We start from the raw sequence: 21,631 nt of genomic DNA on the forward strand, positions 1-21,631 counted from the left end.
ATCACGATCGAGGCCGACCGCTACTTCCACATCACAGGCCTATCCCCGACAGAAATCGAAGACAGTATCAACACGGCTGTAGAGATGGCCCGCGACCACTCGATGACAGAAGGATGGCAGGGCATTCTCGTCACCCGCCACGGACCTGATATGTACACAGTGAACCTCAGCGCTGATGTTCCCTACGGAGTAACTGTGGAACGGGACCTGCCGCAAGAARTCCCGAGCAGGTGCCGGACGGCTGAGAGCTCACCGCAGCCGTGCCGGCAGTAGACTGAAAATCAGCGAGCGGACTGCCGTGATACCAGGTCGCCGGCCGGTACGCTCCGGCAGCGCGCGTCGTCCGACGGAGAGGACCTCAGCGATGGAACCGACCTATGTGATGGCCGAGAGCGCCCCGGCGCCCGTGGGCCCCTACTCCCAAGCGTGCGGTATACCGAATGGTCTGCTGTTCCTTTCGGGGCAGACGCCCATCGATCCGGCGACCGGGCAGCTGGTCGGCGGTGGCATCGAGGAGCATACCGCACGCGTCTTCGACAACCTTGGCCTCGTCCTCGAGGCGGCCGGCAGCAGCTGGCGCGATGTCGTCAAAGTCAACGTCTTCCTCGTCGACATGGACGACTTCGCAGCGATGAACGCCGTGTACGCGAGGTACTTCGACGGCCAGTACCCCGCGCGCACGACGGTCGCCGTCGCCGGGCTCCCGCTCAGGGCGCGCGTCGAGATCGAACTGCAGGCGATGCGCCGCGTGGGGTGATCCAAACGCACGACCACCTCGATTCGCTCACTCCCGAGATCATCGACACAGCCAGAGAAGCCCTACTCATCGGCAACTAAGGCCTGCGAATTTACTGCCAAATAGCGCTGCGATCCACAAAATAACCGTGTGAATCGCGGAGCTATTTGGCGTTGTTTTGGCKGCGTTTTTGGCGTGCCTCTGGTGCACTCGCCGCGGCGTGCTGCCGGTCCGCGCGAGGGTGTTGTKGAATTCAGGCGGGCTAGTGCTTGGACAAGCGTGGACGGGAGCGCTCGATGATGCTGGTGGTCGCGGCAATTGCTGTGAGGGCTGTCGCCAGCAGAAGYGGTGCCCAGACCGTTTGTGCGATGGTTGCACCCGCGACGGCTGTYCCGGCTGATCCTGCWGCGATCTTGAGTGCGCCTACCCAGATGAAGAYTTGGCCGCGGGCCTCGATGGGTGCGTATTCGCTTCGCGCGGCGAGTGTTGCCGCGAAGAACGTCGCGTTGGCGATCCCTGCCAGGCCGAAGGCAATGAGGGATGTGGGRAGYGTCGGAGTRAGCATCACSAGTATCAGCGTTGCCGCGACGAGTGCGGCGAGGGAGCTCATGAGAGGGTCTGCGTCGCGGCGAAGGGGCCGGAGCATGAGCGCTGCTGATCCGAGGAGATTCCCTATCCCRTAKGCYGCGACCAGTGTTCCGGCGGCYGMGGCSCCGCCGAACGCGGGAGCWGTKGCAACGGCGTAGATCGGTAGCGCGGCGACAGAGAATGCGACGGTCACGGTGAGTCCGAGTGTGCGGCGCAGCGGACCACGTGCCCAGATGAGGCGCAGTGTTCGWCCGGGKGAYGGCACCTCAACGGCCTTGTCGGGCGGCTCTTGCTTGGGGAGTGCGAGGACGGCTCCAGCACCAACGACGGCGGCTCCGGCCAGGACCAGTGTCGCGGTGAGTGCGTCGGATGCGGCCGCGATCCATGCCACTGCTGCCGGGCCGAGGGTGCCGCTGATCCCGTAGCTTGCGACGTCCCAGCTTTGTGCTCTGCGTTGGCTGCGCTGCCCGGGGCCGGCGATAGAGGGCAGGCGGCTGCTGATCCCGCCGGTGAGCATCGGCCCGAAGATGCCCGAGGCAAAGAGCAGCATGGCTGGCCAGATCGCCCAGGCGACGGGCAGGAGCAGTGCAGCAGCACCGAGCAGCACCCCGTGGATGACGGCGGAGCACGCGATCACTTTGCGTCCGTCACGTGCTGTATCGAGGCGTCGTGCGATGAACGGGCCGAGCAGGTGGGGTGCGGTGATTGATGCTCCCAGGAGCCCGGCCAGCCAGCCCGGCATCCCGCAGGCGTGGGCGAGCAGCACAATGGCGACCACTGCGCCCCCGTCTGCGCTGCGAACCAGGGTTGCGGCGAAGACGTAGCGGGCCAGCGCACCGATCCGGCGGTCCTCCCTGCAGGGAACGCCGAGGCCAGCGCTACGGGTTAAGCCCGAGCTCATCGACAATCCTGCCAACACGGGCACGCTGCTTCGCGGTCAATCCTTGGAGGGGAAGAGGCAGGCACGATTGCGATGCCAGTCCCAGCTGTTCCGCTATTGCCGCAACAACCCGGATACTCCCGCCAAACTCGGCAAATAACTGCCACAACGGTGCCAGCCGTTCGGACTCCGCGAACGCATTGGAGGCCCGCCCTTCCAGGGCGGCCTGGGTGATCCGCATCGCCGGGGCGGGCAAAGTGCCGCCAATGACGGAGTACCAGGCATCGCACCCGGCAGCCAGTCCGGCGGCGGCCTTGGCGTCACCGGAAACTCCGATGGTCACGTGCGCAGGGACGGCCGCCCGGATTTCCTGCACCCGCGCGTGCGCCTGCTCCGGATCGGCCGGCACGCCGGGGATTTTGATGGAAGCGATTCCGGTCAGTTCCGCGATGCGTCCGTACAGTTCGGTCGTGAAGGTGAAGTGGGTGGTGCCCGGATTGTCATAGACGATGACGGGCAGCGACGAGTTCGCGGTGACGGTTTGGAAGAGTTCGAACACGTCATCGTCGGTGAGGGGTTGATAGGTCATGGGAGCCAGCAGGAGCCCGGAAGCTCCCGCCTGTTCTGCCCTTTCAGCGTTCGCGAGGACGTGGGAGGTCCGCAAGGCCCCGACACCAATGAACACGGGTGTTTCGTCGGCGTGCTCGACAGCAAGACGGGCCACACGGCTTCGTTCCTCACTGCTCAGATACGCGTAGGAGCCGGTGGATCCGAGCGCGGTAATGGAGTCAACCTTCGCCTCCGAGAGCCGTTCGATCAGACGAACGAAGGCATGCTCGTCAACAGCATCATCTGCCAGAGGGGTCAGGGGGAAGGCACTCAAGCCGGTGAACATGGGTATAACTCCTTTGTTTGAATAACGGGGAAGCAAAGTCTGAGCCACCTGCCGCGGCTGGGCGGGCTGAGCTGCGGGTCACCTGTCAGCAGGTATTTCCCGCGCAGCGACAGTTCTGGCGGACGCGCCTAGTTGGAGGACTGCGGCCTACTTCGGTCCTTGGCTGATGAGGTCAGGGTCGGTGCGGGCGGCGGCGGGCTCGCGGGTGTGCGGTTGCCGTCGGCCACCGCGTTGCGCGGCGGCCCCGGCGAGGACGACGAGCGTGATGCCCCCGAATTGGGTGAGCGAGGGCTGCTGGTGCAGCACGAGCAGCCCGAGGAGCACCCCGATTGCCGGTTCGAGGGCCATCAGGGTACCGAACGCGGTGGGCGTCATCCGGCGCAGGGCGAGCATCTCAAGCGCCATTGGCAGCACCGGCATCAGGACGGCCAGTCCGAAAGCGACAGAGAGGACACCGAGGTTGAGATGTCCGGCGGACTGTGGGATGCCGACGACCGCTGCCGTGGCAGCTGCGACGGGAACGGTGAGTGAAAGCGCACCGATGCCCGTGAAGCGGTCGCCGATCCGTTGTGTAAGCACGATGTAGACGGCCCACCCGACGGCCGCGAGCCCTGCCAACCCGATACCGGCGAGGTTGATCTCACCAGCCCAAGGTTCGGTCAGAAGGACGACGCCCAGCAGCGCCAGGGCTGGCCAGATAAGCGCCCGTGCGCTGTGGCTGCGCACCGCGGCGACAGTCAGTGGACCGAGGAACTCGATCGCGACGGCGGTGCCGAGCGGGATACGTTCGATGGAGGCGAGAAACGCGATGGTCATCAGTCCGGTGGCGACACCCAGCCCCAGAAGCACGGGGACGTCGGGGCGGCGTAGCGCGCGCAATGGAGGGCGGGCAACGGCCAGGAAGACGAGCGCCCCCACACTGAGTCTGAGCCAGGCAGTTCCGGCCGGCCCCACCGCCGCGATCAGATCCACTGACAGTGCCGAACTCAGCTGGACTGAGAGCATGGCCGCCACGGCCAGCCCCCACGGCGGAACGGGGATATTCTTGGGGACGCGCCGGCTCACGGCTGGCCCCTTCGGGCCTGCCGGTCACCGATCGCTCGTATCCGGGAGTGGACGAGCATGTCAGTCTCCTTCGTTGGCTGGCGTGCCCGCGGCTATCAGGCGGCGGGCAACGCCGACGTCTGGACCCAGTAGGGTCAGCCGGGCGATCAGGTCCTCGGCTGCGGCGTGGAGCGCCTCATCGGTCATGGGTTCGAGCGCGTCGAGGATGAACAGCGCGGAGGTGGTCTCCTCGCCGAGCTGAGTGCGGCGTGCCTGGCGCCAGTTCCAGCGCCGGCAGGTCACTCCGCCGTCGTCGCACCACACCACCTCGCCGGGTTCCGGGTGCTCGATCACCGCGGCGCCGTCGGCGGCGGTATCAAAGGCTTCCGTGCCGGTGGCGCGAACCAGCCGCGGCGCACCGCTGTAGCGGGTCAGATCCTCCCCACCCAGCGGGACCTGGTGGAGCACCGAAACGGCGTTATAGAGGTCAGTGAGACGGTTCACCCGGGGCAACCCGAACATCGCCCGGCGCAGGAGCGCCTCCAGGCTGTTGCGCGTGCGGTTCGGTTTGGCGCCGAAGCCCTGATAAGCCTCGCGCCACGCAGCCACGTGCGGGAGCTGCTCAACCGGCCGGCCGTTGAGCAACTCGCGGGCTGCGGATTCCGCCGCCTGGAGCATCTCCTCACCGGCCTGGTCACTCGGGCCAGGGACGAGTCCGTCAACGGCCAGCAACAAGGCCCGGTAGTCGGGCCGCAGCGCGAACACGGCGGCGTCAACCCGGCCGCCGTCAAGGAATTCCTGAAGCATGCCCGACTCAAGCATCGGACGCCTCCGGCCGGTGACCTGTCCCCACTCCCGGCTCGAAGACAGCCAGGGAGAACCTCGCCGGCTCCGTGCCCGGATTGGCGTAAGAGTGTGCCACGTCGCCCGGGAACGTCACCGCATCGCCCTCATCGAGGGTGAGTAATTGACCTGCGACCTCCACCGTGACCGTGCCCTGCTGGACCTGCAAAAGCTCCTTGGTGCCCGACGTGTGGGCCTCGCTCACATGACGGTCGCCGGGACCCAGCGTCCAATCCCACAGTTCAACCACGTCCGGCGGTTCGGTGCCGGCCACCAACACCCCGTGGCCGCCGGACTCACCGCTCCACAAAGCAGCGCCCTCACCACTGCGCGTGACCTTCACCGGCTTCGGGCGAGGTGGCTCGACCATCGCCGGCAGCCCCACACCCAGCGCGTCGCTGATCCTCAGCAGAGTTCCCACGCTGGGATTCGCGGCACCCTGCTCCACATTGACGACCATCCTGCGGCTTACCCCTGCAGACTCCGCCAGCTGATCAAGCGTCCAGCCCCGCGACTGCCTCTCCTGCTTAACTCGGGCGCCGATTGCCAGCGCCAAGCTCGTTGTACTTTCATCCATAAGTGCATCATACTGCACTTTCAGTGCACTGAATGACTGCCCGTCGTTAGGCCGCCGTCAACGAGTGGCCAAAAGACCCTCTTGAGCTTCGACGGCGCACCTCATGCCGCCAATCAGGACCAAGCCGTGCAGGACTCTCGTAGACGATCTCCAGTGAGAAACACGACAATGACCGCATCCGCTGCTGTCTTGGAAAACAACAGTTTTTCGAGACTAGGCGCCGATGCCCCCAGCGCTAAGCCGGGTCGGCTGATTCCTAATCTCCTCATGGGGAGTGGGTCCGCAACGCTCTGAACTGGCCAATTTGCGGTGTGAACAAAATTACACACTTTGGGCTTCGGATCGGGTCGTACCGGTTCCGGACTGGGCCGGATTGGCGATGTTTGCGGGGGAGTGGCGGAAATTCAAGGGCTGGAAGCCGGTTCGAGTCCCACCTCGGGCACGTGTTTTCCCTGTTCAGGGGCTTGTGGTCCTCTGAATGTGTACCAATCTCCTTTTATGGGCCCCTGCGGGGGCCCATTTTTGTTGGTGGCGGCTGGTCTGGCGGTTCCTTCTCTTGGCTTGGACAGCGGTGTGGCTGCGTACTCCTTCATGGCCGGGAGCGCTTGGAACTGCATGACCTGCTGCGTCTTGGGGCCATTCGGGCCTCCCTTCTTGCTGTTTGTGTCGGGCGTGGTTGGCCTTGTACCTGTTCATCTCCTGGAGTTGTGGTGACGGCATGACCTGAGGGAAGTTTCTGGGAGATTTTCTGGTCCTCGATTCGTTCCTTTTCTTGGCCGGAGAGAGGTGGGCGGGCGTTTGTCCGGCAAAGGTTGTGTGGACCGTGTCCACGCCAATGTAACGTGATGCCGTAGAACACCGGTCAACCTCCTGCCCTGGTCCAGGCGAGAGCCGGAAAGGAGAAGCGATGAACACCCCTCCATACCTGCGCTGGGACGAATCAGGCCAGCAGCAGCTCCTCGCCCGGGCTGAAGCGCTGCTCCAGCGGCGACGACGGTGCCTGCTCGGAATAGCCGGGGCGCCCGGTGCCGGAAAATCCACCATCTCCGTATGGCTGCTGGAGCACCTGCTCACCAACCATCCCGGGCAGGTCGCCCTGGTCCCCATGGACGGATATCACCTGGCGCAGTCGCTGCTCGAGTCCCGCGGGCTGGAGCACCGCAAGGGCGCTCCGGACACCTTCGACGGTGCCGGGTACGTCGCGTTGCTCCGCCGGCTAGGCTCAGAGACCTCGCGGGAGATCTTCGCACCGGTGTTCCGCCGTGAAGTCAACGACGCGATCGCCGGGGCCCTCGCCGTCCCGCCGGAAACACGCCTGATCATCACCGAGGGCAACTACCTGCTTCTTGACGAGGCCCCATGGAACGAGGTCGCAGCCCTCCTGGATGAAACCTGGTTCGTGGAACTCGAACAGGGCGAACGCCTGCGCCGGCTCACCGCCCGGCACCTGAAGTTCGACAAGGACGCCGCCGTCGCGGAATGGCGCGCAACCGGGAATGACGAACGCAATGCCCGCCTGGTAGCACCAGGAAGCCAACGCAGCACACTCGTCATCGAACACACACCCGCGACCGTCTCGGCGCCCGGCCGCGAGTAAGCGGCCAGAAACCCAGCCGCGGCTTCAGCGGGACTGCGGCGTTACTCACTGCCTGGAACACAAAATGCCCCCGAGTTTCTTTGATGAGTGCCCACCCTAACGTGCCTTCGTAGCCCCTTCTGAGCGGCGGCTTGTCATTGTCACGGCTATCGGCGGCGTAGGCAGACTCACAGACTGCGGTAGTGACAGACTTCCGGTGTTGTGAACGCATTCCTCCCGTCTTGCGAAATGCAGGCAAGCCCCAGTTCTGTGCACGGGGTTGGTGCTGGTGTTTTGGGTTTTGCTGTCAGGGCCGACGGGGGATTGGACGGTTTATTGAATACGCAACATCTGCCACGGACGCGGCTGTCCCGTCCTCGTCTGATTAGGAGGCCGTCGCGTTGGCCGGTGGTGAATTATCCAGGCCCAGCCAGGCCAGGGCTGCGGCGACGAGGGCTTCGGTCCCGGTCTGCAGGGTCGGCTGGAGGACGGGTAGGAACATCGGCGAGTGGTTGGCCGGAACGTCCTCCAGCACCCGGCCGTCCCGTACGGCAGCCCTGTAGGTCTTCGGGTCCGTTCCGCCGATGCCCCAGTAGGTGTAGGGGATGTTGCCGGTCCGCGGAATATCGCTAAAGTCCTCGCTGGCGGTCTGGAGCTCGAGGCTGCCGGCCCGGTCGCCGAAGTAGGTGCTGAAGGCCCCGGCTACCCGAGCGGTTGTTGCCTCGTCGTTGACGGTGAGCGGAAAACTGTCGAAGGTTTCGAAGTCCGGTTCTTTGGGGGAGCCGCTGGCGGCGCACTCGGCTTGGACGGCACGTCGGACAGAGTCGAGAATCCGCTGCCGGGTGGCGTCGGTGTAGGTGCGCAGGTTCAGTTCCATGACCGCCTGGTCGGGGATGATGTTGCTCTTGGTTCCGGCGTGAAGGCTCCCGACGGTGAGGACGGCAGGTTCGGTGGGCGGGGTTTCGCGGGAAATGATTGCCTGCAGGCGAAGGACGATCATGGCGGCCAGCACGACAGGATCAATAGTGTTCTGCGGCATTGAGCCGTGGCCGCCGCGGCCGTGGACTGTAATGCGGAGGCTGTCGGCGCTGGATAAGACCGGACCGGACCGGGTGGCGACGTGGCCCGAGACTCCGGGCAGCACGTGCTGGGCGAGTGCGACGTCGGGCGGGGGGATGCGATCAAGGAGAGCGTCGGCGAGCATGCCGCGGGCGCCGTCGCCGGTTTCCTCGGCTGGCTGGAACATGGCAACGAGCGTGCCTCGCCACTTGTCCTGGTGCTCGGCGAGCAGTCTGGAGGCGCCCAGCAGGCATGCGACGTGAACGTCGTGTCCGCAGGCGTGCATGACGGGCACACGGTCCCCGCCCTGGTCCTGGGCTGTGATGGTGCTTGCGTAGTCTGCGCCGGTCCGTTCCTGCAGGGGCAGCGCGTCCATGTCGGCCCGGAGTAAAACTGTTGGCCCGTTGCCGTTTTGCAGCACCGCAGTGACTCCTGTTCCCCCGATACCGGTCTCCGTTTGGAAGCCGTAGGAACTCATGCTCCGCGCCACGTTGGCGGCGGTGCGGTGTTCTTGGTGTGAGAGCTCAGGGTTTTGGTGGAGGTCCTTGTAGAAGTCCTCCTGTTCCGGGCGGATTGACTCGTAGTGTTGCAATATCTGTTCGGTCGCGGCCACAAGGTCTCCTTTCGTCCGGCTCGAGCGTCCTGCCCTGCCCCCAACCTACGCCGGGCCGGTCCCACCTGCTAGGTCTTGCCCGGTCGCGCGCCGTGCCGGGACCGGGCAGCGTGTGGAACCCGCCACCGCAAGTGCAGGGAGAGCACCCGCAGGGTGAGACCACGGCCGCGACGCAGAGTTCCGTCACGGCGTTGAACAGGCTCAGCTGCCACAGGGCTGTGATCAGGGCAACTCCCAGTAGGGCCGGGACGGCGTAGACGTCCCGGGGGTTGAAGAGCTGCGGGTCCCGGTTGGCGACGACGTCACGCAGCAACCCCCCGCCGACCCCGGTGGTGACGCCCAGCAGGGCGGCCGAAACGGGGTTCATGCCCGCGTCCAGGGCCGTGACTGCTCCGGTGGTACAGAACAGTGCCAGGCCGCCGGCGTCAAAGACCAGCAGTGTCCGCGGGAACCGCTGGACACGGCGTGCGAAAAAGTAGACCAGCAGTGCAGCGGCCACCGGCGGAACCAGGTACACCGGCTGGGTGAAAGGCGTCGGGGTAACGCCGATGATCAGGTCCCGCACCACGCCGCCGCCGAGCCCGGTCAGCGACCCCAGCAAGAGCGAGCCCACTATGTCAAAGGCCCGCCGCGCGGCCAGCAGGCCCACCGGCGCTTTCTTAGGGAGCGCTTTCGCGCCCTGAGCGGCGGCTCCGTCTTTGGCCATCAGTCTCCTCGCTCCCGAAGTTGACCTAAAGCGGTTGGAATTTCGTATGCCCGAGTACAGACCAAATTGGTGGAAGCTTACATAAGATCCGCTATCAGCTCCCGCCCTGCAGAGTGGCCCATGGCCGATAGCGGAGGTGCCATCCAGGCGCCGTGATGCTGGACTCCTTGGCTGCTTCGGGGGAATAGCGGGGGCTGCGGCGGTCTTGTTCTAACCGGGGCATCGACAACCGGCTGCCTCGTGAAAGGACCTCATTGCCCACTCCCTTTATCCCGTTCACCATGCGCGCTACTGTCCGCGACGACCACAAGCGCTCATTCCGTACGGACATAGAACGTCTTACCGGCGGTCATCGCGGGTGGGCGCCGCTGGATGTCGTCAAATCCACCGACACCCAGGCGCTGCTGCGAGGAGCGATCGCTCAAAGCGTTCACACCGCTACGGACGCGAGCCTCGCCCGCTACCTCCAGGATCGCTTTGTCGCTGATAACGATATTTATTTGGATCTCACCGTCTGCATCGGACGCTAGCAGACGCCCACGCAAGCCCCGGACCACGCTGGTCCGGGGCGTTTCCATGTGATCGAAGGGCAGCCGGGCACGTACCGTCGCGCCCCTTGAAGGCATCGTGGCCAATTAGTGCAACGCTCTGGACCATGCAGCGGCAGCGCTGAATGACGTGGCGTCCCCGGCTGTGATGCGGGTGTGAGGCAGGGAAGGTGTTCCAACCAGTGAAAGTCCAGGTGGGACTGCAAGGTGGGACATCCTAGGGTTGAAATTCCTCTACTCCCGCAGACCGGGTAGTCAATGCCAGCAACGGACGGAGCCCCATTGGTTGACATTGCAGTCGAGCAGGTTCGGCAAGTAACATCTCCCGCAGCCATCACACCGGTTATTCCGGGTTTCCACCCTGACCCCACAATCTGTCGGGTCGGCTTCGACTATTTCCTGGCAACGTCGAGCTTTGAGTACTTCCCCGGAGCGCCGATCTTCCACAGCCGGGACCTCGTAACTTGGGATCAGATCGGGAACATCCTCACCCGGCGGAGCCAGTTCGCTGTTGGGGACGGGCGTCCTTCAGGCGGGATCTTCGGCTCAACGCTCAGGCATCACAACGGTGAATTCTGGTTCGTCACCACGAACATGAGCGACTTCGGTGGCGGTCATTTGCTGTTGCGGTCCAAGGACGCTGCCGGCCCGTGGAGCGACCCAGTACAGATACCGGGAACGCTGGGCATCGACCCGGATATCGCGTGGGACAGCGACGGAAGTTGTTACCTCACCTGGGTGGGGTTCGGCCCCGGCGAGAATGAGTCCGGTATCGTCCAGGCGCGGCTGGATCCCGACGCTGGCCGCCTCTTGGAATCTCCCAGGAAGGTGTGGCAGGGAACAGGGTTGGCCTACCCGGAGGGGCCGCACCTGTATGAGGCGGGCGGCTGCTGGTATCTGGTTTTGGCCGAAGGCGGCACGGAACGCGGTCATGCCGTCTCTGTCAGCCGTGGCAGCAGGCCCGCAGGTCCTTTCGAACCGCATCCGAACAACCCCATCCTCAGTCATCGCAGCATGGCGGCGCCCGTCCAGAGTGTCGGCCACGCGGACCTGGTCGAAACGGTCGATGGTGATTGGGCCGCGGTCTACCTCGGTGTTCGTCCCCGAGGCGTTGTTCCTGGCTTTCACGTCCTGGGTCGAGAAACTTATGTTGCGGGTATCTCCTGGGACCAGGGTTGGCCGCGGTTCGATGAGGACCGTTATCAGGTTCCCGTCGTCGGGTCTTCGTTTATTGACGATTTCTCTTCAGACAGCCTTCACCCGCGGTGGATTTCACCCGGCCAGGACCCGGCTTCGTTTACGGCCGAAACCCCCGAAGGTCTCCTTATCAGGCAGAGCCAGACTGGCAACGTTCCCATCTTGGCAACCAGGGTCCTCGGACACGTTTGGGATGCACGCGCGTCAGTTCTACTCTCGGGTGACGAGGCGGTCAGGTTCCTCCTGAGGATGGACGACTTCCATTGGTATGGCATCGAAGCCTCCGGACGCCAAATCCGGGTCGTGGCCCAGATCGGACCCCTTCAACAGGTGGTAGCGACAGCGGAAATCGACCCAGCCCCTGGACCATTTCAGCTGGAAATCGCATGCAACGACTCACCCTTGGCGGGCCAACCGGGCATAAATACTGGGCCGGACGAAGTCACATTGGGCTTTCGAGAGCACGGCGAGCTGACGACGCTCGCGCGGATGGATGGCCGGTATCTGTCCACAGAGGTCGCCGGCGGGTTCACCGGCCGCGTTGTCGGACTGGCGGCAACCAGCGGCAGCATTATCATCGAACGGTTCGAATACAACCATCACGATTAGCGCCGCTCGAGTTCGTCCATCCCTGAGAGTCTCCGGCCCCATTTAAGGCACGATTGCGCTCTCCCAGCCAGTGCGACCGCCGGCGGTTCTCCAGGATCAGTGGCAGAAGGGCCGCAGGGGAAGCGGCAACGGCGGCGGCCTGCGAGGCTTCCTCGGCCTCCCCGTATCCCCAGAGTGCGAATATTGTGGGGATTCCGTGTATAGCTGCTCCCGCGACGTCGTAGCTTCGGTCTCCGACCATTGCGGGACTGGAGATGTCTACGCCTTTGGAATGGAGCCGAAGCAGCAATTCGGTGATGACGTCTGCCTTGCTCGCTCTTCCCTCGCTATCTGACGCTCCGCATACGGTGATGAAGTGGCAATCAATTCCGAACATTCGTGCCAGTCTTATTGCTTGATCTTCAACCTTGGATGTGGCTACGGCCATCGGAATGCCGGCCGAATGTAGGCATTCGAGTAGATCGATGATCCCTTCGTAGGGGCTGGACTGTTCGGCGCCATGATCGGCGTACGCTTTGCGATAATGTTGGAGGGCCTTTTGGGCCGTCTTTTCGTCCAGTTGTGAGACTGATCTGAAGGACTCGATCATGGGCGGACCAACGAATCGGCGCAGTATGTCCATGCTGGGGACCGGCGCGCCCACAGCTGCCAATGCCTGTGCAGCACTTGTTGTAACGCCCGGTGCTGAATCCAGGAGCGTGCCGTCCATGTCGAACAAGATGCAGCTAATGCCAGTGAGAGACGGCCGGGCTTGATGAAGTGTCATTTTTTCGAGGCTTTCGGTCTTGAAGTTGTTTCCGTTCCGGTTGAGTCCGGGGGATTATTGCTGTGAAGGGCAGGCATGGATCGAGTGAGTCTTGATCAGATTGATCAGAGGATTCTTGCGGAGCTTACGAAGAACGCTCGCATGAGCCATGCAGAGCTGGCGACCAAAGTCCTCCTTTCGAGGAACGCTGTGCGCCAGCGGATCGAGCGGATGGAACGGCAAGGGTATATCCAGGGGTACACGATTGTTGCCGGCCCTCCGGGCCAGGGCCCGGTGTCCGCCTTCCTGATGGTTTACAGGAAGGACCGGGTGCGGGGGGCGGACGTCATCTCCGTGTTGCGGTCGATTCCCGAGGTGGTTCTGTGCGATGTCGTGAGCGGTGACTTTGATCTTCTGGTGAGGGTCGAGGCCCGGTCGCTGGAGAGGGTTCAGGAGATCTGGGAGCAGATCGCTGCTATTCCCGGAGTCACGGACACGGTGACGGCCATGACGCTTTCCAGTTTCATCAGGCGGGGCGCCGGAGGTGCCCGCGCCACGGAGTGAAAGTGATCAGACTCCGGTCATGTTTGGATTTCTGACAGGCAGCACGGCGGAGTCCAGCAGTGACCGAGCTGCGTCCCGATCCAAAGGTTCTTTCTGGTGACGATGTCCAGAATGGTTGATCCGTCCTGGAAGGCTTTCTTGGTGCGCAGTTTTGTGCCGGCTGCTCGGAGGAACTGGAGGGGCGCAGGCCCTCGGCGGCGCCCCTCCAGTTCGATCAGTTCTTGATGCAGATGACTTTGGGCTGGGTCATCTCCTCATACGCGAAATGGACGCCCTCCCTGCCCATGCTCCCGTACTTAGCCCCGCCGAATGGCATGCCGTCGAACCGGTAATCAGAGGAATCATTGATCATGACGCCGCCTGCTTCGAGCTGGCGGGCCGCATCCATGGCCCTGGCCAGGGAGTCGGTGAATATGCCCGCATGAAGACTGAACTCGATGGCATTGGCGACGTCGATGGCCTCTTCGAAGGTGTTGAATTTACGAAGCATGACCACAGGGCCGAAAACCTCTTCCCTCCAAAGGCTGCTGTCCGCCGGGACGGCTTCCAGGACGGTCGGCTGAAGCACATTGCCGTCCGTGACGTTGCCTGAGAGCAGGACGGCGCCGGCGCCGAGGGCCAGGTCCAGTTTGGACTGGAGCTCCTGCAATGCTGTGGGGCTGATCATGGGTCCGACATCCGTCTGTTCATCCGATGGATCTCCGGCAACCAACCGCGCCGTTGCCTCCAGGAAGCGCTGGCGGAACGCGCCGTACACGGGGGCGGCCACGAGGATCCGCTGCACCCCCACGCAGTTCTGGCCGGCGGCCCAAAACGCTCCGGAGACGCAGGATTCCACGGCTTTCTCGATGTGGGCATCGTCCAGGACGATCACGGGTGCGTTTCCGCCGAGATCCATGGAAAGCTTCTTCAGGCCTGCCGTGCGGGCGATACTCTCCCCAGTGGAGAACCCCCCGGTGAAGGACACCATTCGTACGTCCCGGGACCGAATGATTTTTTCGGCCACTTCCCGGTCGCCGTGAACAATCGTGAGGGCTTCCGGCGGGAGGCCGGAGCTCACGAGGGCGTCCGTGAGCAGCTGGGCTGACAGGGGAGTCAGCGCAGAGGGTTTGAGGATCACGGCGTTTCCTCCGGCGATTGCCGGGCCGATCTTGTGTGCCACCAGGTTGAGGGGGTCGTTGAAAGGAGTGATCGCGGCAATGATGCCCAGTGGTTCGCGGGAGTACCATCCTGTGCGGTCCTCTGAGCCCTCGTAGGAGTCAAAGGGTATGACTTCACCGGCGTTCCGGCGTGCTTCGGCAGCCGAGAGGCGGAGCGTGTTGACCGCGCGCAGTACTTCCTTCCGCGCCTGGCGGATCGTTTTACCGGCCTCGGACACAATTGTTTGCGCGAACTCCTCGTTGCGCTGCTCGATCTCCGTTGCGGCGCCGTCCAGTATCTTCCCGCGTGCGTTGCGGGACAGAGCCCGTGCCTTCCGGGCGCCGACGCGGGCCGTTTCGATCACGGCATTGCCGGCGGTGGCTTCGGTCAGCGAAACCGCGCCGACCACTCTGCCGTCGTAGGGGCTCATCACGTCGCGGAACTGCGGCAGCGCCGTTTCCGTCGAGCACAGCGTTGATTCAGACATTTGCGGCTACTTCCTTGCTGGCTGCGTGCATTGCGATGATGTCAGAGAGCAGGGCGTAGGCGGTCTCCACACGGCCGGCTCCCGGTCCGGAGACGGTTACGGGGCCCAGAAGGTCGGTGTCGAAGGACACGGCATTGGTTGCGCCGGAAACTCCGGCCAGCCCATGGCCGAGGGGGAGCGCTACGGGGGAGACGCCTGCGGTCACTGACCCGTCCGGGTTCCGCCGCGCTGAACCCACGAGCTTCCAGCGGCGTCCCTCGCGGGTTGCTTTCTGCATATTCTCCGGCGTCACTGTCGAAATCCCCTCCCGCTGAACGTCCTTTAGTTCGATGCCTGCGTCGAGCAGCTCGTTGGCGAGGATCAGTACCTTGAGCTGAACGTCGTATCCCTCGATGTCGGCTGCGGGATTGGCTTCGGCGTAGCCGAGTTCCTTTGCCTCGCTGATGGCCTCTTCGAAGTCCAGTCCGGATTCCATCCGCCCGAGCACATAGTTGCTGGTGCCGTTGAGGATGCCTTCGAACCCGTTCAGCTTCAGCCCCGCGAACATTTTCTTGGCCAGGCGGATGACTGGAGTGCCGCTCATGACGGCACCCTCGAATTCGAAGTGCACGCCGTTCTGTTCGGCCAGGGCGGTCAGTTCGGCGCCGCGGAGGGCAACCGGGCCCTTGTTCGTCGTGCAAACGCTCTTGCCGGATTCGAGGGCCCAGCGTACGTGCGAAACTGCTGGCTCGCCGTCGTCGGGATTCGTGAACGTGGCCTCGCAGATGATGTCGGCGGTGCAGTCACGGATAACTAATTCGTTATTGGTGTCCGCGGACCCGCCATGGGCGGCGAAAGTTTCGCTTCCACCGTCCAAATTGAGTGCGATGCCGAGGTCGATCCCCTCGGGCTGGACCAGCGAGCCGAGACGCAGGTCGGTGATGGCCACGACACGCAGGCCGAAGCCCAGCTCGGAACGAAGTGTGTCACCGCGTGTTGCGACCAGTTCGGCCAGCGTCCTGTTGACGCCCCCGAAGCCGATCAGCGCAATGTCATAGGTGGTCATGGTGCTCCTTAAGTCAGATACATCGGTCCTCCAATGCTCACCGCATTCCATGTCCGTCAGTGCATGTCATTGTGACCGAACAGCCGGGCGAACTGACCATCTGTGTGCCGATTCGGCAGCAGCGCCGCGAGGTAACTTAGGTGCAACATAAGCATGTTGAAATGTTTTTAATGACCCAAAAGCCGTTTTCGTGTTACTTTCATCACTACCGCCACTGCACAGCCCGAGGCGCCCTGCCCCCAAGCCGGGGCGATGTGCGCATCTTTCGCATCAGACCTATCCACTCACCTGGGAGAAACCATGGAACCGTCATCACCTGTCCAGCTAGACACACAGCCCACGTTTCCCCCGTCGACCGACACTGGGCTCCGGCGGTCCATGGGGGCACGCCATCTGGTCATGATCGCCATGGGCGGGGTGATCGGCTCAGGGCTGTTCCTGAGCTCGGGCTACACCATTTCCCAGGCCGGACCGCTCGGCGCGGTCATCGCCTATCTGGTCGGCGCCTTCGTTGTGTACCTGGTTATGGCCTGCCTCGGCGAGCTTGCCATCGCGTATCCGGTCTCAGGCGCCTTCCACATTTACGCGGCGAGGTCGATCGGGCCGGCCACAGGGTTCGCCACGGCCTGGCTGTACTGGCTCTGCTGGGCAGTGGCCATCGGATCGGAGTTCACTGCCTCCGGTCTCCTCATGCAGCGCTGGTTCCCGGATGTTGACGTCTGGGTCTGGTGCGTCATCTTCGCCTCGATCCTCTTCGGATTCAATGCAGTTTCCTCGAAGTTTTTCGGCGAGTCCGAGTTCTGGTTTGCCATCGTCAAAGTCGGCGCCATCGTGGTCCTCATCGTTCTTGGTGGCGCGGCGTTGTTCGGCATCCACCCGCTCAGTGAGGGAGGCAGCCACCCGTTCATGTTTGAGAATTTCAACACCTCCAGCGGTCTCTTCCCCAACGGTTTCAGCGGCGTCCTAGTCACTGCACTTGCAGTGTTCTACGCCTTCTCCGGCTCTGAACTCATCGGTGTGGCAGCGGGGGAAACAGCTGACCCCGCCACCAGCATCCCCAAAGCGATGCGCAGCACAGTCATCCGCCTGCTGATCTTCTTCGTCGGGGCAATCGCTGTCATCGCAGCTACCATCCCTTTTGATCAGGTAGGCCTGGATGAAAGCCCGTTCGTGACTGTCTTCTCATCCATAGGCATTCCTTTTGCCGCCGACATCATGAACTTCGTCATCATCACCGCCCTCCTCTCCGCTGGAAACAGCGGCCTCTTCTCCTGCGCACGGATGCTCTACTCCCTTGCCGATGAGGGGCACGCCCCCCGGGCGCTGAAGAAACTGACCCGGGGCGGTATCCCCCTAATCGCGCTTTCAGTCAGCATGCTCGGAGGCCTTGCGTCGCTCATCAGCAGCGTCGTTGCGCCCGAAACGGTCTACCTGGCTCTCGTTTCAGTGGCAGGTTTCGCCGTCGTCGGGGTCTGGATGTCCATCACCGCCTCGCACTTTTTCCACCGGAGGTCCTTCGTCAGGAACGGCGGCGATGTCGCCGCCCTTGCCTACAAGGCCCCGCTGTTCCCGCTGGTGCCCATCCTGGCCTTTTCGCTCTGCGTAATTTCGCTCATCGGCATCGCTTATGACCCCAACCAAGTAGCAGCCCTCTATTTCGGAGTTACCTTTGTTGGCGCCTGCTACGCCTTCTTCTACTTCAAATACGGACGCAAGGCGCGCGCAAACCAACTGTCCTAATGCCGCCATCAACCATCGCCTACCCAGCTTCTCGGCCGGGGACTTTCGTCCCCGGCTTTCGAGTCAAACGTCCGGAACCTCCTGTCTATGATCGATAACCGGGCGCTCCTGTGCGCAGTGGTCAAGTCCCATGCATACGGACATGGAGCCGAAGAACTTGTTGCCGACCCGCAGAGCGCCTGGGAGATGCACAAGATCGCTGCCGAGGCCGGGACGGCGATCCGCATTCACCTCGATATCAACGCTTCCGGGATCAGCAGGCACAGCCTCGACGTCTCGTCCACGCTTGGGCGGGCATCTGCGGTAGGGATCGTGAGCCACCCTGGGCTCATACTGGCCGGGATCATGACTCATTTTCCCAAGGACGATACCGGCCATATCGAAACGGCTCTACTTCGTTTCCGCAGTCAGGCGTTGACGCTGCTCCAACTGACCGGAACGCGCCGGGAGGACGTGCTGCTCCACTGTGCCAACTCCTACGCCGCGCTGCACGTCCGCGGCTCGTGGCTGGACATGGTCCGTGCCGGGGCAGTCCTCTACGGCGATTCGGAACCTACAACAGGGCACTTCCAACGGTGTTTGGCCTTCAAAGCCCGGATCGCTTCCATTAATAGCTATGCAGCAGGTACCAAGGTCGGCTACGGGCTAACCCACACCTTGGACCGGGACTCAAGGCTGGCATCAGTGACAGCGGGTTACGGAGATGGTTACCGGCGGCCACTGGCCAGCCAAGGCAGCGTGCTTGTCCGCGGCCGACGCGCTGCCATAGTCGACATCGTTTCGATGAATTCCATGGTTGTCGACGTCACCGACGTGGCGGGAGTTTCCCCTGGAGACGAAGTCGTGCTGTTCGGGCGGCAGGGACGCGCAGAAATCGCTCCCGCAGAACTGGAAGCAGCGAATTCAGCGATACTCGCTGACTTCTACACTGTGTGGGCGCAAGGAAACCGCGTCCTGGTCAACAATGAAGACATGTGAGAATAGGCGTAGTCATCGGGCGGAAGGAGCACGGAGCATGGATTCTTCCTCGGAAGCGTCGTCCATGGCCCAAGGACTTCGAATAGTTCGGTTGGTCGCAGACCGGGAGAAGCGGGGCAGGCGGCTTCTCGGCGTTTCCCAGCTCGCATCCGAGCTGGATATGGAACAAAGCCGCGTCTCACGGCTGACGCAGGAATTGTGTGAGCTGGGACTGCTGGAGCGAGTCGAACGCGGTCCCTTCCGAACCGGTCCACGTTTTTTCAGCCTGGCCGCAGCGCTGAATACCGGCTGGGTCCGCGAATCAAAAACCGAACTTGAGGCCTTAGTGGCTTCTTTCGGCCTTAGATCCAGGGTTTCCGTCCGTGATGGCTTCCGGGTCGTTCTCCTGCGGACCTCCAGTAACGATGCGGTACCCGGCAGCTTCGTGAAACCCGGCATGGTGACGCCCGTGTGGTGTACCGGCTCCGGACGGGCCTTGCTGTGGGACGACCAACAGCCAGCCGTGGAAGTCCTTCTCCAGGATGTCAACTTTATCGGCGTAGGCGGTCCGGGGGCGGCCCATTCGCCGCAAGAAGTCACCGAACTGATGGACCGGGACAGGGCGCGGGGCTTCATTGTCGCGGAGGAAGAATTCGAGCACGGAATCTACGAACTGGCCGTTCCGGTCCGCAACGCTGAAGGATCGATTCTTGCCGCGCTCAGCGTCCTCGGCAGCCGGGCCGAGATCAAACCCAGCACCAATGACATTGCAATGGCCCTTACGGCAGCAGCCGAGCGGCTGGGGTCCTTTGAGGGCCGTCCCCGGGGCAACGCGGTCCGGAAGGGCCTTGCCAGCTAGAGCCGGTTCTGCGGCGCCGCGTGACCCAACGTTGACTCAAGCCACTTTCCCCAGGACACGAGAGCCGTGGCGCATAGCTCCAGGCGCGGCTCCAAGCGTGTCTTGGCGCCGACGACCTGAAGCGCTGCCACCACATCGCCCTTGAAGTCGCGAATCGGAACGGCCAGGGAGTAAAGTCCTGGTTCGGCTTCCTCGTCGACAATGGAGTACCCCCGTGCCCGCGCCCCGCGCAGTCGTGACAGGAAGTCCTCGACGTCAAGCGGTGTATTGGGGCCATGGCGCACGAAGGGAACGCCGGAGAAAATGGTTCGGACCTCGGCGTCCGAGGCTTCCCACAGCAGGGCCTGGCCGGCATCACTACAAAACGCCGGGTAGGGCCGGCCCAGCCACGAACCGACCATGTTGCTACTTGCCGGAACACGCTCACCGATGGTGACAGTACTGTTTCCGCTCATAACTCCAAGGAAGCATCCTTCGTTAGTTTCACCGGCCAAGCCTTCCAGGGCGGTTACGCCGTCGGTCTGCAGCCGTTGCTCTGTCAACAGCTGTGCGTCTGTCAGGAGCGACCAGTTCATCGTGTAGGACCGGTGGTCTCCGCGTGCCAGAAACCCCTCCTGCTCGGCGGTCCGCAGGCTGCGCGAAACCTGGCTGCGGTCCCTGCCCAGATCGGCTGCTATATCCGCGACCGTTCCGCCAGACAGGCCTTCTGCGTTGCGGGAGCCCACCGCGAGGACAGCCATGATTCCCCGGCCCATGCTGGACGTCTTAGACATGGACCCGATTCTAGTCACTGCACCAACGTGTCTTAGTGGATGGCGAAGACACGGGCTGGAAAGCCGCTGCCGTGCAAGGGTTTCGGCCAGCTTGCAATGAGGATCGCGCCGGCTTCTGGAAGTCCGTCCAGGTTCGCCATCAGCTCGATCTGCCACCGGTTCCGCGCCAGGACATAGGTCTCCAAGCTGAAATCCTGGCGGGACGTAGCCAGTCCCGGGTCTGTGTCTGTCTGCTCATGGCCGACTGCAGTTACCGACCGCTCCTCGATCAGGAAGGAGAGGACTTCCTGGGACCAGCCAGGCGTGTGGCTGGCCCCCTTATCGTCCCTGTTTGCCATGGCGTCGGTGTCGGGCCAACGATGGCTCCACCCTGTCCGCAACGCCACAAAGGCCCCGGGGGCGATGGCACCGTTGCGGCGCTCCCAGGCCTGGACGTCCTCCATCGTGGGAGTGGCGTCCGCATTTGCGGTGACCCGTGCGGTGATGTCGAGGATGGCCAGTGGAAGGACCATGTCCTCCACGGGAATCTGGTCCAAGGTCCGTCCCCCGCGGATGAAATGCGAGGGAGGGTCAACGTGCGTACCCCATTGGCCGATGATCGAATAGCGGTGAGCGGTGAAACCGTCGCCTTTCTCCAGGTCGAAGACCGCCTCCCTGATTTCGTCGGGGAAGGCCGGGAAATGCGGCTGGCCGGGGTGGAAGGCGTGCGTCAGATCGGTGAATGACCTGCCCGCCAGCAACGCCTGCAGACCGTCCCAAAGTCCGGCCGTGGTGGCTTCAATCATGATGTGGCCTCGCTCTCAAAGAGTGCGGGAAGGGCTGTGCTGGAGACGCTGACCGGGCCCGTCAGTTCGATGACCGGTACCTCCCAGGGATGGATATCCACGATGTGCTGCAGGAAGCGTTCCACGGCGGCGTCAGGGAGCGCCGCATCGAAATACGTCGTGAAGACCAAGGTAGGCGAAATTGTCCGCTGCCCCACCTGCCCCAACGTAGGGTTAGCGCCTTCAGTGCAGGTGAAACCCTCGAAGCCCAGGCCGGATTCAAATACATGCCTGTAGTTGCCAAAATCCCCTAAGTCAGGGGATTCCGACGAAGCCTGGAGCAGGGCCGCGATGCCGGCCTCATCTTTGAATGCTTCTGCGTCGCCCCTGGCGAGCCGCGAGAAAGTTTCCGAAGCTATGGGCCAATGCACGCGCAGCTTGCGGACTGATTTCATTGCAATTTTCAAGGGAGGCCTCTTCCTGGGCAGTTCGCAGATGGTGTCTGAAGGCTATGGTGGCATAGAGTGATGTGCATTACAAGCATGAACAAATGCTTATTACGCACACCATTGGAGGGGGGCGCGTTCTCTCGGCACATCCGCCAGACTCTGGGCGTGACTGAGCCGCGGAACACCGGTCAGCGCTAGCGGCTGCTGACCGTCATCTGCAAGCCACGGGCTGCACTG

General features: G+C 63.2%; 22 protein-coding genes. 9 read left to right on the forward strand and 13 right to left on the reverse strand.

From position 1 onward, the window contains the following. On the forward strand, positions 1-273 hold a 273-nt coding region (locus tag AC1D0A_RS00900), incomplete at its 5' end, for a hypothetical protein (RefSeq protein WP_476944980.1). 91 nt (positions 274-364) lie between these two features. Further along, entirely contained in the window at positions 365-757 is a 393-nt protein-coding gene (locus AC1D0A_RS00905; protein ID WP_476944981.1) for a RidA family protein, read from the forward strand. A 241-nt stretch (positions 758-998) separates the two neighbouring features. On the opposite strand, the gene AC1D0A_RS00910 is transcribed toward AC1D0A_RS00905, so the two are convergent. The 5 genes from AC1D0A_RS00910 to AC1D0A_RS00930 all read right to left on the reverse strand — a co-directional run bounded on the left by AC1D0A_RS00910 (position 999) and on the right by AC1D0A_RS00930 (position 5,563). Further along, entirely contained in the window at positions 999-2,225 is a 1,227-nt protein-coding gene (locus tag AC1D0A_RS00910) for an MFS transporter (RefSeq protein ID WP_476944982.1), read from the reverse strand. Next, positions 2,203-3,099, reverse strand: coding sequence for a dihydrodipicolinate synthase family protein (locus AC1D0A_RS00915; protein WP_243178465.1), 897 nt, complete (start codon positions 3,097-3,099; stop codon positions 2,203-2,205). The genes AC1D0A_RS00910 and AC1D0A_RS00915 overlap by 23 nt, the downstream gene beginning before the upstream one ends. 147 nt (positions 3,100-3,246) lie before the next feature. After that, on the reverse strand, positions 3,247-4,164 hold the full coding sequence (locus tag AC1D0A_RS00920) for an EamA family transporter (protein ID WP_476944983.1): 918 nt from the start codon (positions 4,162-4,164) through the stop codon (positions 3,247-3,249). 60 nt (positions 4,165-4,224) lie between these two features. After that, a complete protein-coding gene (locus tag AC1D0A_RS00925) occupies positions 4,225-4,965 on the reverse strand; it encodes a B3/B4 domain-containing protein (protein ID WP_476944984.1) in 741 nt (246 codons plus the stop codon). Further along, positions 4,958-5,563 (reverse strand): helix-turn-helix domain-containing protein, encoded by a 606-nt coding sequence (locus AC1D0A_RS00930; RefSeq protein WP_476944985.1) that lies wholly within the window; start codon positions 5,561-5,563, stop codon positions 4,958-4,960. The genes AC1D0A_RS00925 and AC1D0A_RS00930 overlap by 8 nt, the downstream gene beginning before the upstream one ends. Positions 5,564-6,470: 907 nt before the next feature. On the opposite strand from AC1D0A_RS00930, the gene AC1D0A_RS00935 reads away from it, so the two are divergent. After that, the gene (locus AC1D0A_RS00935) at positions 6,471-7,160 is read left to right on the forward strand and encodes a nucleoside/nucleotide kinase family protein (RefSeq protein WP_476944986.1); all 690 of its coding nucleotides are present in this window, start codon (positions 6,471-6,473) and stop codon (positions 7,158-7,160) included. A gap of 364 nt (positions 7,161-7,524) precedes the next feature. On the opposite strand, the gene AC1D0A_RS00940 is transcribed toward AC1D0A_RS00935, so the two are convergent. After that, complete coding sequence (locus tag AC1D0A_RS00940; RefSeq protein ID WP_476944987.1) at positions 7,525-8,811, reverse strand: amidohydrolase; 1,287 nt, start codon at positions 8,809-8,811, stop codon at positions 7,525-7,527. Next, positions 8,723-9,517 carry a trimeric intracellular cation channel family protein gene (locus tag AC1D0A_RS00945; protein ID WP_476944988.1) on the reverse strand — a complete coding sequence of 265 codons (795 nt, stop codon included), beginning with the start codon at positions 9,515-9,517 and terminating at the stop codon, positions 8,723-8,725. The genes AC1D0A_RS00940 and AC1D0A_RS00945 overlap by 89 nt, the downstream gene beginning before the upstream one ends. 254 nt (positions 9,518-9,771) lie before the next feature. On the opposite strand from AC1D0A_RS00945, the gene AC1D0A_RS00950 reads away from it, so the two are divergent. Then, positions 9,772-10,047: a hypothetical protein gene (locus AC1D0A_RS00950; RefSeq protein WP_028277917.1), complete on the forward strand. Its 276-nt coding sequence runs from the start codon at positions 9,772-9,774 to the stop codon at positions 10,045-10,047. A 300-nt stretch (positions 10,048-10,347) separates the two neighbouring features. Then, positions 10,348-11,871, forward strand: a complete 1,524-nt coding sequence (locus AC1D0A_RS00955; protein ID WP_476944989.1) for a glycoside hydrolase family 43 protein — start codon at positions 10,348-10,350, stop codon at positions 11,869-11,871. Here AC1D0A_RS00955 and AC1D0A_RS00960 read toward each other — a convergent pair. Then, positions 11,837-12,637, reverse strand: a complete 801-nt coding sequence (locus AC1D0A_RS00960) for an HAD hydrolase-like protein (protein WP_476944990.1) — start codon at positions 12,635-12,637, stop codon at positions 11,837-11,839. The two genes, AC1D0A_RS00955 and AC1D0A_RS00960, sit on opposite strands and share 35 nt — an antisense overlap. Positions 12,638-12,712: 75 nt before the next feature. Here AC1D0A_RS00960 and AC1D0A_RS00965 point away from each other — a divergent pair, with 75 nt between their 5' ends. Further along, positions 12,713-13,180: an Lrp/AsnC family transcriptional regulator gene (locus tag AC1D0A_RS00965; protein ID WP_028277919.1), complete on the forward strand. Its 468-nt coding sequence runs from the start codon at positions 12,713-12,715 to the stop codon at positions 13,178-13,180. A gap of 214 nt (positions 13,181-13,394) precedes the next feature. On the opposite strand, the gene AC1D0A_RS00970 is transcribed toward AC1D0A_RS00965, so the two are convergent. Both AC1D0A_RS00970 and AC1D0A_RS00975 read right to left on the reverse strand, forming a co-directional pair. Next, positions 13,395-14,807 (reverse strand): aldehyde dehydrogenase family protein, encoded by a 1,413-nt coding sequence (locus AC1D0A_RS00970; protein WP_476944991.1) that lies wholly within the window; start codon positions 14,805-14,807, stop codon positions 13,395-13,397. Further along, entirely contained in the window at positions 14,800-15,852 is a 1,053-nt protein-coding gene (locus tag AC1D0A_RS00975; RefSeq protein ID WP_476944992.1) for a homoserine dehydrogenase, read from the reverse strand. The genes AC1D0A_RS00970 and AC1D0A_RS00975 overlap by 8 nt, the downstream gene beginning before the upstream one ends. Positions 15,853-16,152: 300 nt before the next feature. On the opposite strand from AC1D0A_RS00975, the gene AC1D0A_RS00980 reads away from it, so the two are divergent. The 3 genes from AC1D0A_RS00980 (at position 16,153) to AC1D0A_RS00990 (ending at position 19,408) form a co-directional block, all read left to right on the forward strand. Then, on the forward strand, positions 16,153-17,592 hold the full coding sequence (locus tag AC1D0A_RS00980) for an amino acid permease (RefSeq protein ID WP_243178444.1): 1,440 nt from the start codon (positions 16,153-16,155) through the stop codon (positions 17,590-17,592). Between the two features lie 87 nt (positions 17,593-17,679). Continuing rightward, entirely contained in the window at positions 17,680-18,570 is an 891-nt protein-coding gene (locus tag AC1D0A_RS00985) for an alanine racemase C-terminal domain-containing protein (protein ID WP_476944993.1), read from the forward strand. Between the two features lie 37 nt (positions 18,571-18,607). Continuing rightward, positions 18,608-19,408 carry an IclR family transcriptional regulator gene (locus AC1D0A_RS00990; protein WP_476944994.1) on the forward strand — a complete coding sequence of 267 codons (801 nt, stop codon included), beginning with the start codon at positions 18,608-18,610 and terminating at the stop codon, positions 19,406-19,408. On the opposite strand, the gene AC1D0A_RS00995 is transcribed toward AC1D0A_RS00990, so the two are convergent. From AC1D0A_RS00995 to AC1D0A_RS01005, 3 genes are read right to left on the reverse strand one after another with little or no spacing between them, the layout of a single operon-like run. Next, positions 19,405-20,181: an IclR family transcriptional regulator gene (locus tag AC1D0A_RS00995; protein ID WP_476858244.1), complete on the reverse strand. Its 777-nt coding sequence runs from the start codon at positions 20,179-20,181 to the stop codon at positions 19,405-19,407. The genes AC1D0A_RS00990 and AC1D0A_RS00995 overlap by 4 nt on opposite strands. 32 nt (positions 20,182-20,213) lie before the next feature. Beyond that, a complete protein-coding gene (locus AC1D0A_RS01000) occupies positions 20,214-20,966 on the reverse strand; it encodes a cyclase family protein (RefSeq protein WP_476944995.1) in 753 nt (250 codons plus the stop codon). Next, positions 20,963-21,412, reverse strand: a complete 450-nt coding sequence (locus AC1D0A_RS01005) for a hypothetical protein (RefSeq protein WP_476944996.1) — start codon at positions 21,410-21,412, stop codon at positions 20,963-20,965. The genes AC1D0A_RS01000 and AC1D0A_RS01005 overlap by 4 nt, the downstream gene beginning before the upstream one ends. Positions 21,413-21,631 lie beyond the last annotated feature (219 nt).

The sequence above is a fragment of the Arthrobacter sp. P1_D4 genome (assembly GCF_056406115.1).

Excerpts from the sequence above, each read along its gene's own strand:
- AC1D0A_RS00905 (WP_476944981.1), top strand. The coding sequence starts at position 365 with ATGGAACCGACCTATGTGATGGCCGAGAGCGCCCCGGCGCCCGTGGGC.
- AC1D0A_RS00915 (WP_243178465.1), bottom strand. The coding sequence starts at position 3,099 with ATGTTCACCGGCTTGAGTGCCTTCCCCCTGACCCCTCTGGCAGATGAT.
- AC1D0A_RS00925 (WP_476944984.1), bottom strand. The coding sequence starts at position 4,965 with ATGCTTGAGTCGGGCATGCTTCAGGAATTCCTTGACGGCGGCCGGGTT.
- AC1D0A_RS00930 (WP_476944985.1), bottom strand. The coding sequence starts at position 5,563 with ATGGATGAAAGTACAACGAGCTTGGCGCTGGCAATCGGCGCCCGAGTT.
- AC1D0A_RS00935 (WP_476944986.1), top strand. The coding sequence starts at position 6,471 with ATGAACACCCCTCCATACCTGCGCTGGGACGAATCAGGCCAGCAGCAG.
- AC1D0A_RS00945 (WP_476944988.1), bottom strand. The coding sequence starts at position 9,517 with ATGGCCAAAGACGGAGCCGCCGCTCAGGGCGCGAAAGCGCTCCCTAAG.
- AC1D0A_RS00960 (WP_476944990.1), bottom strand. The coding sequence starts at position 12,637 with ATGACACTTCATCAAGCCCGGCCGTCTCTCACTGGCATTAGCTGCATC.
- AC1D0A_RS00965 (WP_028277919.1), top strand. The coding sequence starts at position 12,713 with ATGGATCGAGTGAGTCTTGATCAGATTGATCAGAGGATTCTTGCGGAG.
- AC1D0A_RS00970 (WP_476944991.1), bottom strand. The coding sequence starts at position 14,807 with ATGTCTGAATCAACGCTGTGCTCGACGGAAACGGCGCTGCCGCAGTTC.
- AC1D0A_RS00975 (WP_476944992.1), bottom strand. The coding sequence starts at position 15,852 with ATGACCACCTATGACATTGCGCTGATCGGCTTCGGGGGCGTCAACAGG.
- AC1D0A_RS00980 (WP_243178444.1), top strand. The coding sequence starts at position 16,153 with ATGGAACCGTCATCACCTGTCCAGCTAGACACACAGCCCACGTTTCCC.
- AC1D0A_RS00985 (WP_476944993.1), top strand. The coding sequence starts at position 17,680 with ATGATCGATAACCGGGCGCTCCTGTGCGCAGTGGTCAAGTCCCATGCA.
- AC1D0A_RS00990 (WP_476944994.1), top strand. The coding sequence starts at position 18,608 with ATGGATTCTTCCTCGGAAGCGTCGTCCATGGCCCAAGGACTTCGAATA.
- AC1D0A_RS00995 (WP_476858244.1), bottom strand. The coding sequence starts at position 20,181 with ATGTCTAAGACGTCCAGCATGGGCCGGGGAATCATGGCTGTCCTCGCG.
- AC1D0A_RS01000 (WP_476944995.1), bottom strand. The coding sequence starts at position 20,966 with ATGATTGAAGCCACCACGGCCGGACTTTGGGACGGTCTGCAGGCGTTG.